The organism is Streptomyces coeruleorubidus (genome assembly GCF_028885415.1).
Classification (GTDB): domain Bacteria; phylum Actinomycetota; class Actinomycetes; order Streptomycetales; family Streptomycetaceae; genus Streptomyces; species Streptomyces coeruleorubidus_A.
On the sequence record NZ_CP118527.1, the window covers coordinates 2,201,712 to 2,215,524 of the forward strand.

The following is a 13,813-nucleotide window of genomic DNA, read 5'->3' on the forward strand; positions in this document are numbered from 1 at the left end:
CGCTCACCAACCGCTGGTGACGTTCCCCATCCACTGATGAGCCTCAGACGGCGCGCATCTCTCCGTACGTCGCGGCCGGCGCCCTGCGCGCGTTGAGCGCCCCGAGCGTGCCGCCCGCCAGGAGGACCTGTGCGGCGATGTAGGTGAGCATGATCCAGAAGTCCGGCCCGGGCGGCTGCGGCCAGTCGGCGACGCCGGTCGCGATGAGCGTGTCGGAGAGCAGGAAGAGCGCACCGCCGAGTCCGGTGAAGAGGCCGAGCCGGATGGCGGCCCTGTACGCCATGGCCGTGAGCAGGAGGCTGTACCCGGCGACGGGCAGGCGCAGATCCGCGGGCAGGTCCGTCCACAGCAGCGCGACGGTCGTGACGAGGGCGGTGGCGTACCCCAGGGCGAGCAGGCCCGCACGCGCGCGTGGGACCGCGTACCGGCTGCCGTGCCTCTGGAAGAGGACCAGGTAGCAGACGTGCCCCGCCGCGAAACAGCCCATACCGGCGAGGAAGGCCGGCTCGGCGTCGGACAGCAGCAGCACGTCACCGCCCCAGCCGAACAGCAGGGCGGCCACCAGCGACCGGGGTGCCCGGCGCAGGACGGCCCAGAGGGCCAGGAGCGGCATCAGCAGCGGCTTGGCGACGGCGTGCCCGGCGTCGAAACCGGCCGCCAGGGAGACGAGGTCGACGACGACGGCGAGACCGAGGGCGCCGAGGAGGAGCCGGGAGCGGCTCACGCCGAGGTGCTCTTCCCGACGGGCGACGAGGCCGGGGCCGGAGCCTCGGTCGTCTCGGTGGTGAGCGCCGGTGCCGCAGCCGGCGCAGGCCCCCATCCCGGCCCCCGGAACACACGGCCCGCGCGCTCTCGCCAATCACGCGCCGCCTTCAGGTCCTTCGCGATGGACACGTACTCGTGCGTCGCCACCTTGAGCAAGTTGTACGTGTTGATGTTCTTGGTCAGTCCGTACACGGGCCGCACGGTCTCGGCGACGAAGGACCCGAACAGCCGGTCCCAGACGATGAGGATGCCGCCGAAGTTGCGGTCCAGGTAGCCGCCCTGGGAGGCGTGGTGGACCCGGTGGTGCGAAGGCGTGTTGAAGACGAACTCGAACCAGCGCGGCATCTTGTCGATCCGCTCGGTGTGGATCCAGAACTGGTAGACGAGGTTCGCGGAGGAGCAGAACGCGAGGGCGGCCGGGTGCACCCCGGCGGCGATGAGGGGGACGTAGAACGGCCACACGGTCAGGGACGTCCAGGGCTGACGCAGCGCGGTGGTGAAGTTGAACTTCCGGCTGGAGTGGTGGACGACGTGGCAGGCCCACAGGATGCGGATGACGTGGTGGCCGCGGTGGGACCAGTAGTAGAAGAAGTCCTGCGCGAGCAGCATCAGCGGGACGGTCCACCACAGGACGGGCACGCGCAGGGGCGTGAGTTCGTAGAGGGCCGTGTACAGGGCGACGATCGGGATCTTCCAGAGGAAGTCGAAGGCGAGGCTGCCGAGACCCATGCCGATGCTCGTCGCGGCGTCCTTCGCCTCGTAGCCCGCCGCGTCCTCGTCGGGGTGGAGGCGGTAGCTCACCATCTCGACCACGGCGAGCAGTACAAAGGCGGGTATCGACCACAGCACGACATCGGGCAGGTTCGGCATGCCTGAACCGTAGGACCGCCGTCCTGCCCCGACCAGACGTTGTTACCCACAAGTATTACCGACGGTACGCGCTTGCTTCTTGGCGATCTCCGCCAATTCGGCGAGGCCGTTCGGCCGGGCGACTGAGGGTCGATCAGGCGTACGCCTTGCGAACGGACAGACCGGACAAGTCACCTGAGGGACCATCGGAAGAGCGGAGCTCGCGCACCTGACGGACGGCGGTGTCAGTCGTGGCCCGTATCCTCAGGAACCATGCTGGAAGACCTGACGACCGCAGCGTTCTCTCCCACGGCGTGGCCGACCGCGTATCCCAAGGGGTACGCGGTCGTTGACGTGGAGACCACGGGCCTGGCCCGGGACGACCGCATCATCTCCGCGGCCGTCTACCGGCTGGACGCGCGCGGCGAGGTCGAGGACCACTGGTACACGGTGGTCAACCCGGAGCGTGACCCCGGCCCCGTGTGGATCCACGGACTGACGAGCGAGGCGCTCGAGGGCGCGCCCCTCTTCCAGGACATCGCCGAGGAGTTCACGGCCCGGCTCGAAGGCCGGGTGCTCGTCGCGCACAACGCCGTCTTCGACTGGCAGATGATCGCCCGGGAGTACGCGCGCGCGAAGTGCGAGGCGCCCGTGCGGCAGCGGCTGTGCACCATCGCCCTGTCGAAGGAGCTCGGGCTTCCGCTGCCCAACCACAAGCTGGAGTCCCTCGCCGCGCACTTCGGCGTCGTCCAGCGGCGGGCGCACCACGCGCTGGACGACGCGCGCGTGCTGGCGGAGGCGTTCCGCCCCAGCCTCAGGGCCGCGGCGGCGAACGGCGTACGGCTGCCGCTGCACGAGTGCCGGCCGCTGACGGAGTGGTCGGACCGCCCTGCCACGCCCCGCATCGGCCAGCAGGCGGGCCCGCGAAGCTACGGCGCCTACCGCCAGACCAGTTGGCGCCCCTCCCGCAAGCGCCCCGCCTGCCCCTACCCCAACCCGGGGCGCTACGAGGCGGGCGGGCGGCTCAAGCAGGGCATGCGGGTCGCCTTCTCCGGCGACACCTCGACCGAGCGGGAGCTGCTGGAGGACCGGGCGACCGAGGCCGGGCTGCACGTGGCCACCAGCCTGTCCCGGCTGACCAGCCTGCTCGTCACGAACGACCCGGAGTCGGGCACGTCCAAGGTGGTCAAGGCCCGGCAGTTCGGCACACCGATCGTGGACGAGGCGGCGTTCGGGCAACTCCTCTCGGATGTGGAGCCGGCGTCGGAGGGGTGACCGTACGCGGAGCGGTGTCGCAGGGCGACCGCAGGGGGGAGCGGTACCGGACGGGCGACCGCAGGGGGAGCGGTACCGGAGGGGCGACCGTACGGACGGGTGATTGGCGGGCGACTCGCCCGGTGGCCGCTCGCCCGGGCCGGGGCGACGGCTCACCCTGTGGCGCATGGCGACCTGTGAGGTATGTGGCAATCAGTACGGAATGACCTTCGAGGTGCACGCGCAGGGGGCGGTGCACGTCTTCGACTGCTTCGCCTGCGCGATCCACCGCATGGCCCCCATCTGCGAGCACTGCCGGGTACAGATCATCGGCCAGGGCGTCGAGGTCGACGGCCACTGGTACTGCGGTGCCCACTGCGCCCGCGCGGAGGGAAAGGCGGGAATTGTCGACAAGGTCTGACCCCGTACCCGGCTGAATGCACCCCACGACCGAGTTGTACGGTCGTGGGGTGTACCGCTTCCTGATGTCCCGGCAGTGGGTGATCCTCACACTGATCGCCCTGCTTCTCATCCCCACGATGATCAGGCTGGGAATCTGGCAGATGCATCGCTACGAGGAGCGCACCGCACGGAACCAGCTGGTCACCGACGCGCTGGCGGCCGAGCCGGTGCCCGTGGAGAAGCTGACCGGACCCGGGCACACCGTCACCAGCACCGAGCGGTACCGGACCGTGACCGCGAAGGGCCGCTTCGACACGGAGGACGAGGTCGTCGTCCGCCGCCGCACCAACTCCGACGACGAGGTCGGCTACCACGTCCTGACCCCGTTCGTCCTCGACGACGGCAAGGTCCTGCTGGTCAACCGGGGCTGGATCCCCTCGGACGGGCCGAGCCAGACCACGTTCCCGAAGGTCCCCGCACCGCCGAGCGGCCAGGTGACCATCGAGGGACGGCTGATGCCCGACGAGACGACCGCGGCGAGCGGCATCAAGAACCTCAAGGGCCTGCCGGACCGGCAGATCATGCTGATCAACAGCGAGCAGGAGGCCCGGCGCCTGGACGCGCAGGTGCTCGGCGGCTACATCGCGCAGACGGCGCCCGAGCCCAAGGGCGACACTCCCGAGCTGCTCGGCGACCCCGGCAAGGAGGACGCCGCGCTGAACTACGCGTACGCCGTGCAGTGGTGGCTGTTCGCCGCGGCCGTCCCGGTCGGCTGGGTGATCCTGGCCCGCCGCGAGGCCCGCGAACGGGCGCAGGCGGCGGCCGCGACGGCGCAGGACAGGGAGTCGCAGCCGGCCACGGCGTGACGCCGTCGGTCCTGGCCTTGGCTGTGGTCAGCCGGCCGGGCCGTCCCGCCAGTAGAGGAAGGCCCGTTCCGGCTCGGGCAGCAGGTCCCACGGATGGCGTGTCATGTGGCGGCCGACGCGCCGCAGGACGAGTGCGGCCTCGGCCGGGCGGTGAGCGCGGGTCAGGGCGAAGGCGAGCAGGTTGAGGTCGGTCATCGCTTCGGCATGGGGCGCGACGGAGGTGTGGAACCAGCGGGACAGGGCCCGGTCGAGCTCCTCGGCCGCCCGGAGCTCGTTCCAGTGACCGCTCGCGCCGATGGCGGCGAGGCCCGTCAGGCCCTGGCGGTGGGCGCCGAGCTCCACGCGGGCCGCCACCGGCAGCACGGCGAGCGGCGAGCCGTGCGGGGCCTGGACCGCGCTCTGCCAGGCGAAGTCCAGCATGTCGGAGAGCGTGCCGTGGCCGCGCGGCGACAGATAGCCCAGCATCTGGTGGTAGGCGCCACGGTGCCACGGTGCGCGGTTGACAGCCTCGGTCCACACGGGCACGGCGTCTCGTACCGGTACGGCACAGGCGTGCATCAGAGAGAACAGGGCCAGCCAGGGCGTCGGGTCCCCGGGGCAGGCGTCGGCGGCACGCAGACACGCCTGTTCGGCCTGGCGTACGGCGGCAGGGTCGCCGACCGGGACCCGGGCCACCGCGGCGCAGGCGGACAGCAGCAGGGCGTCGCCGTGGCCGGGCCGTTCGGCCACCCAGCGCTCGGGCATCACGGCCGGCATGTTCCGGGCGAGGACCGACACCCGGTGTGCTCTGCGGTCCCAGTCCCGTCCTGTGGCGCGCAGCAGCCGGGCGGCGGGCTCCCAGGCGGGACGGTTGCTGCCCGCGCCGAGCCCGTGCAGTTGGGGGACCGGCCGCAGTGCGACGAGGGTCGCGTGCAGGAGGTCGTCGTCGAGTTCGGGGCGGATCAGCAGGGCAGGGCGGCGTCTGAGCATCTCGGTCTCGGCGAAGGTGGAGCGGAGCAGGACGAGGTCGGTCGCGCGGCGGGCGTGCCGTCAGGGCTGGGGAGGGGCACGCCCGCCGCGCGGCCGGGGAACCACGCGCCGGAGGACGCCACGCGGCCGGGGGACCGCGCGGGGGGGGATGCCGCCGCGCGGGATCAGCAGCAGCGGCCGGGCGCCTCGCACTCGCGCTGCGTGGTGCGCATCCGCTGGTACTCGCGTCGGGTCGGCACCGGAGCGCGCGGGTGGTGGCGCCGGTGCCGCTCGCAGTAGCGGTCGTACTCCGTCTCGCCGGTCAGCTCGCGCGCGTACCGGAGCACGGTGTCCAGCATCTTCCGTACGGTGCTCACGGGCCCGCCCCCACCAGCGGCTCGGTGTTCCGCTGCTCGGGGACATCGATGCGGGAGGCGACGTACGGGGCCTCGGTCGTCGGCAGGGGCTCGGTGGCGCGCAGTGCGCGGAAGCACACCACCGCGCAGTTGACCAGGACGATGAGGACCAACAGCAGGAAGATCGCCATGATCACGCCGTCGACGGTGTTGTTGAGGACGATGGTGTGCATGTCGTCCATGTTCGTGGCGCCCGGCAGCAGCTTGCCGGCGTCGATGGCGTCCGCGTAGACGTCCCGCTGGGCGAAGAAGCCGATCTTCGGGTCGTCCGAGAAGATCTTCTGCCAGCCGGCGGTGAAGGTGACGGCCACGTCCCAGGCCAGAGGGATGCCGGTCACCCACGCCCAGCGCAGTTTGCCCGCCTTGATCAGCATGGTCGTGGTGACGGCCAGGGCGACCGCGGCCAGCAGCTGGTTGGCGATGCCGAACAGCGGGAAGAGCTGCTTGATGCCGCCGAGCGGATCGGTGACACCGGCGTACAGGAAGTAGCCCCAGGCGCCGACGACCAGGGCGCTGGTGATCCAGATGCCCGGCTTCCAGGTGACCCGGCCGATCGGCTTCCAGACGTTGCCCAGCATGTCCTGGAGCATGAAGCGGCCCACGCGGGTGCCCGCGTCCACCGTGGTCAGGATGAACAGGGCCTCGAACATGATGGCGAAGTGGTACCAGAAGGCCTTCATCCCGGCACCGCCGAACACCCCGGCGAAGATCTCCGACATCCCGACGGCCAGGGTGGGCGCGCCACCGGAGCGGCCGACCAGGGTGTGCTCCTCGACGGCCTTGGCCGCCGCGGCGAGCTGGTCCGGGGTGATGCTGAAGCCGAGGTTCTTCACCGCTTCCGACGCGGTCTGCACCGTTGGGCCGAGCAGCGCGGCCGGGGAGTTCATCGCGTAGAACAGGCCCGGTTCCAGGACGCACGCGGCGATCAGCGCCATGACGGCGACGAAGGACTCCGTGAGCATGGAGCCGTACCCGATCATTCGGACCTGGGACTCCTTCTGGATCAGCTTCGGCGTGGTGCCGGAGGAGACCAGGGCGTGGAAGCCGGACAGGGCGCCGCAGGCGATGGTGATGAACAGGAACGGGAAGAGCCCTCCGGCGAACACCGGTCCGGCGCCGGTCGAGGCGAACTCCGTCACCGGCTCGGCCTTGAGGGTCGGGGCGGCGATCACCACGCCGACGGCCATCAGGGCGATGGTGCCGACCTTCATGAAGGTCGACAGGTAGTCACGGGGAGCCAGCAGCATCCACACGGGGAGCACGGAGGCGACGAAGCCGTAGCCGATCAGGCAGAAGACCAGGGTCTCGGGGCTCCAGACGAAGTACTCCGCCATCGACGAGTCCTGGATCCAGCCGCCGCCGAGGATGGCGAGCAGCAGCAGTACCACGCCGATGACACTGGTCTCCACGACCCGGCCCGGCCGCAGGTAGCGCAGGTAGTAGCCCATGAAAAGGGCGATGGGGATGGTCATGGTGACCGAGAAGGTGCCCCAGGCCGACTCGGCCAGCGCGTTGACGACGACCATGGCCAGCACCGCGAGCAGGATGATCATGATGGCGAAGACACCGATCAGTGCCGCCGCCCCGCCCACCCTGCCGATCTCGTCCCGGGCCATCTGACCGAGGCTCTTGCCGTCCCGTCGCATGGAGAGGAAGAGGACGATCATGTCCTGGACCGCGCCGGCGAAGATCACGCCCACGACGATCCAGATCGTGCCCGGCAGATAGCCCATCTGCGCGGCCAGCACCGGACCCACCAGCGGACCGGCGCCGGCGATGGCCGCGAAGTGGTGGCCGAACAGCACCCGGCGGTCGGTCGGGTGGTAGTCGACACCGTCCTCCAGCCGCTCGGCCGGGGTGGCGCGGGTGTCGTCGACCTCCAGGACCCGGCGGGCGATGAACCGCGAGTAGAAGCGGTAGGCGATGGCGTACGAGCCGAGGGCCGCCATCACCAGCCACACGGCGGAGATCTCCTCGCCGCGGGAGAGCGCGAGGACACCCCAGCCGACCGCGCCGACGAGGGCGACGGCGGTCCATATGAGGATCGACCTGGGGGTCATGCGGGACCGCCGGGGCGGTGGCCCCTCCGGCGCCGGCAGAGCGGATCCGGGCATGGCTGACGTGGACATGGCGACTCCTCACCTGGAGCGGTGTGTCGGGTGGTGCTGCGAAGGGGTTGCAGAGGGCGCGATCAGGGACCGTGACGGTCGTCGTGCCGTGTCAGCGCGTAGGCCGCGAGCAGGCAGAGGCCGCACCCCGGTACCCAGGCGAGCTGGTACCAGTAGAAGAACGGCGTTCCCGCCAGCCGTGGGCTCGCGCCGGCGTACCAGGGGACCCACAGCAGTCCCGCGGCGGGAGCGAGCAGCAGGAGGACGACGGCTACGCGTCGTAGCCGTGGACGGCCGGTCCGTGCCATGACCTGTGCTCCTCTGCCGTTCGCTGTCGGTCTGTGCAAGAGTTGCGCTTCCGCCGAGAACGGTTGACAGCGGATTTCCAGAAGATTTCCCGCCGGTTTTCTTTCTTCTTCTGTCCTCCGAACCGGCCGCCCGCGCAACCAGCAGGCGAGGGTTCAGGCACACCAAGGACGGTGACCCATGGCGGATGGCGCCATGACCACGACGTTCCTCGCCGTGATCGGCGGAGCGTCGCTGCTCGCCGTCACCGCGCGCCGTCTGCGCCCCGTCGACCGGCTGCCGTCCCTGGAGGGCTGGGCGCTCGCCGACCGCAGCCTCGGACCGGGGTGGACCTGGCTGCTGCTGGGCGGCACGATCTTCACCGCGTACACGTTCACCGCCGTCCCCGGACTGGCGTACGGCAACGGCGCGCCCGCGTTCTTCGCGGTGCCCTACACGGTGATCGTCTGTCCGCTCGCCTTCGTTCTGCTGACCCGTCTGTGGTCGGTGGCCCGCCGCCACGGGTACGTCACGGCTGCCGACTTCGTGCGCGGGCGGTACGGTTCACCGCCGCTGGCGCTCGTGGTGGCGCTGACCGGGATCCTCGCGACGATGCCGTACCTGGCGCTGCAGCTGCTCGGCCTGCGGGCCGTGCTCACGGCCGGGGGCCTCTATCCCCGGGGAGCGGCCGGCGACCTGGTGATGGTGGCGCTGTTCGCGGGGCTGGCCGTGGCCACGTACCGGCACGGGCTGCGCGCGCCGACGGTGATCTCGGCGCTCAAGGCGGTTGCCGTGTTCGTCTCGCTCACGGCCGTGTGCTGGCTGGTCCTGGAACGGCTCGGCGGACCGGGCGCGGTGTTCGAGAAAGCGGCGTGGCGGCTGGCCGGGACGGACACGGCCGGCTCCGCCCTGCTGCTCTCCCCCGAGCAGCAGCCCGCCTACGCCACCCTCGCGCTGGGCTCGGCGCTCGCGCTGCTGATGTACCCGCACGTGCTCACCGCCGGATTCGCCGCCGACAGTCCACGCACCGTACGCAGGGCCGCCGTGGCGCTGCCCGCCTGGACGGCACTGCTCGCGCTCTTCGGTTTCCTCGGCATCGCGGCGCTCGCCACCGGGGTGCGGGCGCCCGAGGGCGGGGCCGAGGCCGCCGTGCCGATGCTGGTCGACCGGCTGATGCCGGGGCCGCTGGCCGGACTGGTGTTCGGCGCGATCACCGTGGGCGCGCTGGTCCCGGCCGCCGTGATGTCCATCGCGGCCGCCACGAGCTTCGTCCGCAACGTGTACGTCGAGTACGTCCATCCGACGGCCACGCCGAAGCGGCAGGTGCGCATCGCCAAGGCGGTGTCGCTCACCGCGAAGGTGGGGGCCGTGGCGTTCGTGTTCGGACTGCGCGACCAGGACGCCATCAACCTCCAGTTGCTCGGCGGCGTGTGGATCCTGCAGATCTTCCCGGCGGTCGCCGTCGGGCTGTTCACCGGGTGGCTGCACCCGCGGGCGCTGCTCGCCGGGTGGGCCGTGGGCATGGCGTCGGGGACGTACCTGGTGGTGCGCGAGGGGTTCTCCTCGATCGTGCCGCTCGGTACCGGCGCCGGGCCGCTGGAGATCTACGCCGGGCTCGCCGCCCTGCTGCTCAATCTGACCGTCGCGGTGGCCGGTACCGCGGCGCTGACACGCCTCGGCGTCCCGCGCGGCGCCGACGCGACAGACCTGCCGTCCCGCCTGACCGTCAGGCGGCGCCCGGAGACGGGAGCGAACACTCCGTGAGACGCAGACAGAACACCCCGGTCACCCTGCCACCGGTCCCCGCACCGGCCGCCCGAGCCGAGCCGCTCGCCCCCGCGGTGAGCGATCCGGACGACGTGGAGCGGGAGGCCGGCGTCGCCCGGCTCTTCGAGGTGCACTACTCCTCGATGCTGCGCCTCGCCGTCCTGCTCGGCGCGGACGACCCGGAGAACGTGGTGGCCGAGGCGTACTACCAGATCTACCGCAAGTGGCGGCGCCTGCGGGACGCGGCCGCGGCGGAGGCGTATCTGCGCTCGACCGTCTGCAATCTGACGCGGATGCGGATACGGCACCTCCAAGTCGCCCGCAGACACGAGGAGAACCCGCCGAACCCGCCGGACGAGGCGGTCGCCTCCGCGGAGCACGCCGCACTGCTGCGCGACGACCAGCGCGTGCTCATCGACGCCCTCCAGCAGTTGCCGCCCCGGCAGCGCGAGGCGCTGGTGCTGCGGCACTGGCTCGGTCTGAAGGAGAGCGAGATAGCCGCCGCGATGGGCATCTCCGGCGGTTCCGTCAAGACGCACACGGCACGCGGCATCGCCGCCCTGACCCAGGCGATGGAGGCCCGGCGATGACTCATCGAGATGCGACTCCGTCGCGTGGCACCAGTCCCGACGGGCCCGGACACGGCCGCACCGAGGAGGAGCTCCGCGAGGCGCTTCGGGTACTGGCGGGCGGGGTGCTTCCCGACCCCGACGCGTACCGCACGGCACGCGGCGAGTGGCTGCGGCGCGAGCGGCGGCGGCGGCTCGTGCTCGCCGTGCTGGTCGCGGTCGTCTTCGCGCTGGCGACCCTGATCGGCCTGTGGGTGCTCAACCAGGCGCCGTCGGACCCCGGTGTCATCTTCTCCGGCGCCGGCTCCCCGGCCGCCTCGGGCCTGTCACTCCCCCGCCCCCTGCCCTGATTGCCGCACCCGCCTGCCGGGAACCCGCACTCCGTGGACCCGAGCATCGAGGATTACGCGCTCATCGGCGATGAACAGACCGCCGCCCTGGTCGGTACGGACGGATCCGTGGACTGGCTCTGTCTGCCCCGCTTCGACTCGGCCGCCTGCTTCGCCAAGCTGCTCGGCGACGAGGACAACGGCTACTGGCGCATCGCCCCCGTGGGGGCGGACCGGTGCACCCGGCGCGCCTACCGACCCGACACCCTCGTCCTGGACACCGAGTGGGAGACCGGGCAGGGAGCGGTCCGCGTCACCGACCTGATGCCCCAGCGCGACCGCGCCCCCGACCTCGTACGCGTCGTCGAGGGCCTGGGCGGCGAGGTGACGCTCCACAGCGTCCTCAAGCTGCGCTTCGACTACGGCTCGATCATCCCCTGGGTACGCCGGGTCGACGGCCACCGCGTCGCCGTCGCCGGACCCGACTCCACCTGGCTGCGCAGCGAGCCGGAGGTGCGCAGTTGGGGCGAGGACTTCGGAACGCACGCGGAGTTCACGGTCCGCAAGGGCGAGAAGGTCGCGTTCGTCCTCACCTGGCACCCCTCCCACGAGCAGCGCCCGCCGCTCGTCGACCCCTACGAGTCGCTGCGCCACAGCGTGGAGGACTGGCGGGCCTGGGTGTCGCGCTGCCGCTACGACGGACCGTACCGGGACGCCGTCGTCCGCTCCCTGATCACCCTCAAGGCGCTCACCTACGCCCCGACCGGCGGCATCGTCGCCGCCCCCACCACCTCACTGCCCGAGGAGCCGGGCGGGGTGCGCAACTGGGACTACCGCTACTGCTGGCTGCGCGACTCCACCCTCACCCTGGGCGCGCTGCTGTCGGCGGGCTACCAGGAGGAGGCCGAGGCCTGGCGGAACTGGCTGCTGCGCGCGGTCGCGGGCGACCCGGCGGACCTCCAGATCATGTACGGCGTGGCCGGCGAGCGACGGCTGCCCGAGTTCGAGTTGCCGTGGCTGTCCGGCTTCGCCGGGTCCGCCCCCGTACGCATCGGGAACGACGCCGTGAAACAGGTTCAGCTGGACGTCTACGGCGAGGTCATGGACTCCCTGTCGCTGGCCCGCATCTCGGGCCTGTCCGCCCAGCCTGACGTGTGGGCGCTGCAGACGGCCCTGATGGACTTCCTGCGGGACAACTGGCGCCAGCCGGACGAGGGTCTGTGGGAGGTGCGCGGCGGTCGGCGCCAGTTCGTGCACTCGAAGGTGATGGTGTGGGTCGCCGCCGACCGTGCCGTACGCACCCTGGAGCGCCATCCAGAGCTGGACGGCGACCTGGACGGCTGGCGCGCGCTGCGTGACGAGGTGCACCGCGAGGTGTGCGACAAGGGCTACGACCCCGAACGCAACACCTTCACGCAGTCCTACGGCTCGCGCGAACTGGACGCCGCGCTGCTGCTCATCCCGCGCGTCGGCTTCCTGCCGCCCGACGATCCACGGGTGGTCGGCACGATCGACGCGGTCCGCAAGGAGCTGGACCACGACGGCTTACTGCGCCGCTACAGCACCACCGACTCCGACCAGGCGGACATCGACGGACTGCCCGGCTCCGAAGGCACCTTCCTGGTGTGCTCGTTCTGGCTCGCGGACGCCCTGCACATGACGGGCCGTACGCAGGAGGCCCGGGAGCTGTTCGAGCGGCTGGCGGGACTCGCCAACGACGTCGGCCTGCTGTCCGAGGAGTTCGACCCGGTGACCGGCCGGCAGCTCGGCAACTTCCCGCAGGCGTTCAGCCACATCGGCCTGGTGAACACCGCTCTCGCCCTGTTCGGGGAGGACGGGGCAGGATAGGGGCCATGGATCTTGGACTGAAGGACCGGGTGTACATCGTCACCGGGGCCACCCGCGGCCTCGGCAACGCCTCCGCGCGCGAGCTCGTCGCGGACGGGGCGAAGGTGGTCGTCTCGGGGCGGGACGAGAAGAGCGTCGCCGAGGCGGCGGCCGCGCTGGGCCCGAACGCGGTCGGGGTGGCCGTCGACAACGCCGACCCCGACGCGCCGGCCGTGCTGATCAGGGCCGCGCGGGAGCACTTCGGGCGCTTCAACGGTGTCCTCGTCAGCGTGGGCGGGCCGCCGGCCGGGTTCGTCGCCGACAACACGGACGAGCAGTGGCAGGCGGCGTTCGAAGCGGTGTTCCTCGGCGCGGTGCGGCTGGCCCGCGCCGCGTCGGCCGAGTTGGAGGCCGGGGGTGTCATCGGGTTCGTGCTGTCCGGCTCGGTGTACGAGCCGATTCCCGGGCTGACGATCTCGAACGGGCTGCGGCCGGGGCTGGCCGGGTTCGCCAAGTCGCTGTCCGACGAACTGGGGCCGCGGGGGATCCGGGTGGTCGGTGTGCTGCCCGGACGCATCGACACCGATCGCGTGCGCGAGCTGGACGCGTTGTCGGCGGATCCCGAGGCGACCAGGGCGGCGTCGGAGTCGCGTATTCCGTTGCGGCGGTACGGAGCGCCCGAAGAGTTCGGGCGGGTGGCGGCGTTCCTGCTGTCTCCGGCGGCTTCTTATCTGACCGGGGTCATGGTGCCGGTGGATGGCGGAGCGCGGCACGGGTTCTGAGCGCCGTTCTCGTCTGCGGGTTCGTGGGGGCTCGTCGCGCAGTCCCCGCACCCCTGAGTACGTCAACTCACTCTCTCCGCATGGTGCCGGACGCCTTTCAGTCGTACCTCCGCGGGCAGTGACGCGAGACCCGCCGAGGTTCTGGCGTGGGTCAGGGCGCCGGTCGTCAGGTCGTGCAGGGCCGTGCCCGGGTCCACGTGCGGTTCCAGTGCGAGCCGTACGCGGGCCTCGGGGGCGCTGCGACGGCCCGTCAGGCGGGCGTGGGCCCGGTCGACGCCGTCGACCTGGGCCGCCTCCTCGGTGAGGACGCTCTCCAGGGCCCGGCCGCGCATCAGGGCGCCCTCGCCGTCGCCGGTGTCGACGAGGACCTCGGCGAGGCGGCGCCGGCGCAGTACCGCGACCAGCCACCACAGGGCGAGCAGCATTGCAACGGCGAGTACGGCGATGACGGCCGGCCACCACCAGCCGTCGTCCCGCCAGCGGGTGCGTTCGGCGTTGGTCAGCAGCACGTCGTGGCGGCTGTCGTGGATCCACCACGAGGGTGCCGGAGCGCCGAGGCCCACGGCCAGTACGGAGCCGCCCAGCACCAGCAGGACGAGGCCCACGAGCCCGAGGAACACGCGGTTGACGACCTTGAGCATCGCTG

General features: G+C 71.6%; 15 protein-coding genes. 8 read left to right on the forward strand and 7 right to left on the reverse strand.

Features of this window, described 5'->3' with window-relative positions:
* Positions 1 to 43: 43 nt before the first annotated feature.
* Together PV963_RS10250 and PV963_RS10255 are read right to left on the reverse strand one after the other, a co-directional pair.
* On the reverse strand, positions 44 to 724 hold the full coding sequence (locus tag PV963_RS10250) for a lysoplasmalogenase (protein ID WP_274815335.1): 681 nt from the start codon (positions 722 to 724) through the stop codon (positions 44 to 46).
* Complete coding sequence (locus PV963_RS10255; protein ID WP_274815336.1) at positions 721 to 1,635, reverse strand: sterol desaturase family protein; 915 nt, start codon at positions 1,633 to 1,635, stop codon at positions 721 to 723. The genes PV963_RS10250 and PV963_RS10255 overlap by 4 nt, the downstream gene beginning before the upstream one ends.
* A 252-nt stretch (positions 1,636 to 1,887) precedes the next feature.
* Here PV963_RS10255 and PV963_RS10260 point away from each other — a divergent pair, with 252 nt between their 5' ends.
* The 3 genes from PV963_RS10260 to PV963_RS10270 all read left to right on the forward strand — a co-directional run bounded on the left by PV963_RS10260 (position 1,888) and on the right by PV963_RS10270 (position 4,136).
* Positions 1,888 to 2,889 carry a DEDDh family exonuclease gene (locus PV963_RS10260; protein ID WP_274815337.1) on the forward strand — a complete coding sequence of 334 codons (1,002 nt, stop codon included), beginning with the start codon at positions 1,888 to 1,890 and terminating at the stop codon, positions 2,887 to 2,889.
* A gap of 166 nt (positions 2,890 to 3,055) precedes the next feature.
* Positions 3,056 to 3,289 carry a hypothetical protein gene (locus tag PV963_RS10265; protein ID WP_184982286.1) on the forward strand — a complete coding sequence of 78 codons (234 nt, stop codon included), beginning with the start codon at positions 3,056 to 3,058 and terminating at the stop codon, positions 3,287 to 3,289.
* A gap of 49 nt (positions 3,290 to 3,338) precedes the next feature.
* Positions 3,339 to 4,136: an SURF1 family protein gene (locus PV963_RS10270; protein ID WP_342456378.1), complete on the forward strand. Its 798-nt coding sequence runs from the start codon at positions 3,339 to 3,341 to the stop codon at positions 4,134 to 4,136.
* Positions 4,137 to 4,163: 27 nt separating this feature from the next.
* Here the strand turns inward: PV963_RS10270 and PV963_RS10275 are convergent, their stop codons facing one another.
* The 4 genes from PV963_RS10275 to PV963_RS10290 form a co-directional block, all read right to left on the reverse strand.
* Positions 4,164 to 5,105, reverse strand: coding sequence for a hypothetical protein (locus PV963_RS10275; protein ID WP_274815339.1), 942 nt, complete (start codon positions 5,103 to 5,105; stop codon positions 4,164 to 4,166).
* Between the two features lie 164 nt (positions 5,106 to 5,269).
* Positions 5,270 to 5,443: a YbdD/YjiX family protein gene (locus PV963_RS10280; RefSeq protein ID WP_274821988.1), complete on the reverse strand. Its 174-nt coding sequence runs from the start codon at positions 5,441 to 5,443 to the stop codon at positions 5,270 to 5,272.
* A 14-nt stretch (positions 5,444 to 5,457) separates the two neighbouring features.
* Positions 5,458 to 7,629: a carbon starvation CstA family protein gene (locus PV963_RS10285; RefSeq protein ID WP_425540884.1), complete on the reverse strand. Its 2,172-nt coding sequence runs from the start codon at positions 7,627 to 7,629 to the stop codon at positions 5,458 to 5,460.
* 62 nt (positions 7,630 to 7,691) lie between these two features.
* Positions 7,692 to 7,916 carry a DUF3311 domain-containing protein gene (locus tag PV963_RS10290; protein WP_274815340.1) on the reverse strand — a complete coding sequence of 75 codons (225 nt, stop codon included), beginning with the start codon at positions 7,914 to 7,916 and terminating at the stop codon, positions 7,692 to 7,694.
* 178 nt (positions 7,917 to 8,094) lie between these two features.
* On the opposite strand from PV963_RS10290, the gene PV963_RS10295 reads away from it, so the two are divergent.
* The 5 genes from PV963_RS10295 to PV963_RS10315 are packed head-to-tail and all read left to right on the forward strand — an operon-like array spanning position 8,095 to position 13,167.
* A complete protein-coding gene (locus PV963_RS10295) occupies positions 8,095 to 9,657 on the forward strand; it encodes a sodium:solute symporter family protein (protein WP_274815341.1) in 1,563 nt (520 codons plus the stop codon).
* Positions 9,654 to 10,250 carry a sigma-70 family RNA polymerase sigma factor gene (locus PV963_RS10300; RefSeq protein ID WP_425540885.1) on the forward strand — a complete coding sequence of 199 codons (597 nt, stop codon included), beginning with the start codon at positions 9,654 to 9,656 and terminating at the stop codon, positions 10,248 to 10,250. The genes PV963_RS10295 and PV963_RS10300 overlap by 4 nt, the downstream gene beginning before the upstream one ends.
* Positions 10,247 to 10,579 (forward strand): hypothetical protein, encoded by a 333-nt coding sequence (locus tag PV963_RS10305; RefSeq protein ID WP_274815342.1) that lies wholly within the window; start codon positions 10,247 to 10,249, stop codon positions 10,577 to 10,579. Before PV963_RS10300 ends, PV963_RS10305 begins: the two co-directional genes overlap by 4 nt.
* 33 nt (positions 10,580 to 10,612) lie before the next feature.
* Positions 10,613 to 12,406: a glycoside hydrolase family 15 protein gene (locus PV963_RS10310; protein WP_274815343.1), complete on the forward strand. Its 1,794-nt coding sequence runs from the start codon at positions 10,613 to 10,615 to the stop codon at positions 12,404 to 12,406.
* 5 nt (positions 12,407 to 12,411) lie between these two features.
* The gene (locus PV963_RS10315) at positions 12,412 to 13,167 is read left to right on the forward strand and encodes an SDR family oxidoreductase (protein ID WP_274815344.1); all 756 of its coding nucleotides are present in this window, start codon (positions 12,412 to 12,414) and stop codon (positions 13,165 to 13,167) included.
* A gap of 62 nt (positions 13,168 to 13,229) precedes the next feature.
* On the opposite strand, the gene amaP is transcribed toward PV963_RS10315, so the two are convergent.
* The gene (gene amaP / locus PV963_RS10320) at positions 13,230 to 13,808 is read right to left on the reverse strand and encodes an alkaline shock response membrane anchor protein AmaP (protein WP_425540886.1); all 579 of its coding nucleotides are present in this window, start codon (positions 13,806 to 13,808) and stop codon (positions 13,230 to 13,232) included.
* Between the last annotated feature and the right edge of the window lie 5 nt (positions 13,809 to 13,813).

Excerpts from the sequence above, each read along its gene's own strand:
- PV963_RS10285 (WP_425540884.1), bottom strand. The coding sequence starts at position 7,629 with ATGTCCACGTCAGCCATGCCCGGATCCGCTCTGCCGGCGCCGGAGGGG.
- PV963_RS10290 (WP_274815340.1), bottom strand. The coding sequence starts at position 7,916 with ATGGCACGGACCGGCCGTCCACGGCTACGACGCGTAGCCGTCGTCCTC.
- PV963_RS10265 (WP_184982286.1), top strand. The coding sequence starts at position 3,056 with ATGGCGACCTGTGAGGTATGTGGCAATCAGTACGGAATGACCTTCGAG.
- PV963_RS10275 (WP_274815339.1), bottom strand. The coding sequence starts at position 5,105 with ATGCTCAGACGCCGCCCTGCCCTGCTGATCCGCCCCGAACTCGACGAC.
- amaP (WP_425540886.1), bottom strand. The coding sequence starts at position 13,808 with ATGCTCAAGGTCGTCAACCGCGTGTTCCTCGGGCTCGTGGGCCTCGTC.
- PV963_RS10280 (WP_274821988.1), bottom strand. The coding sequence starts at position 5,443 with ATGCTGGACACCGTGCTCCGGTACGCGCGCGAGCTGACCGGCGAGACG.
- PV963_RS10255 (WP_274815336.1), bottom strand. The coding sequence starts at position 1,635 with ATGCCGAACCTGCCCGATGTCGTGCTGTGGTCGATACCCGCCTTTGTA.
- PV963_RS10260 (WP_274815337.1), top strand. The coding sequence starts at position 1,888 with ATGCTGGAAGACCTGACGACCGCAGCGTTCTCTCCCACGGCGTGGCCG.
- PV963_RS10295 (WP_274815341.1), top strand. The coding sequence starts at position 8,095 with ATGGCGGATGGCGCCATGACCACGACGTTCCTCGCCGTGATCGGCGGA.
- PV963_RS10305 (WP_274815342.1), top strand. The coding sequence starts at position 10,247 with ATGACTCATCGAGATGCGACTCCGTCGCGTGGCACCAGTCCCGACGGG.
- PV963_RS10315 (WP_274815344.1), top strand. The coding sequence starts at position 12,412 with ATGGATCTTGGACTGAAGGACCGGGTGTACATCGTCACCGGGGCCACC.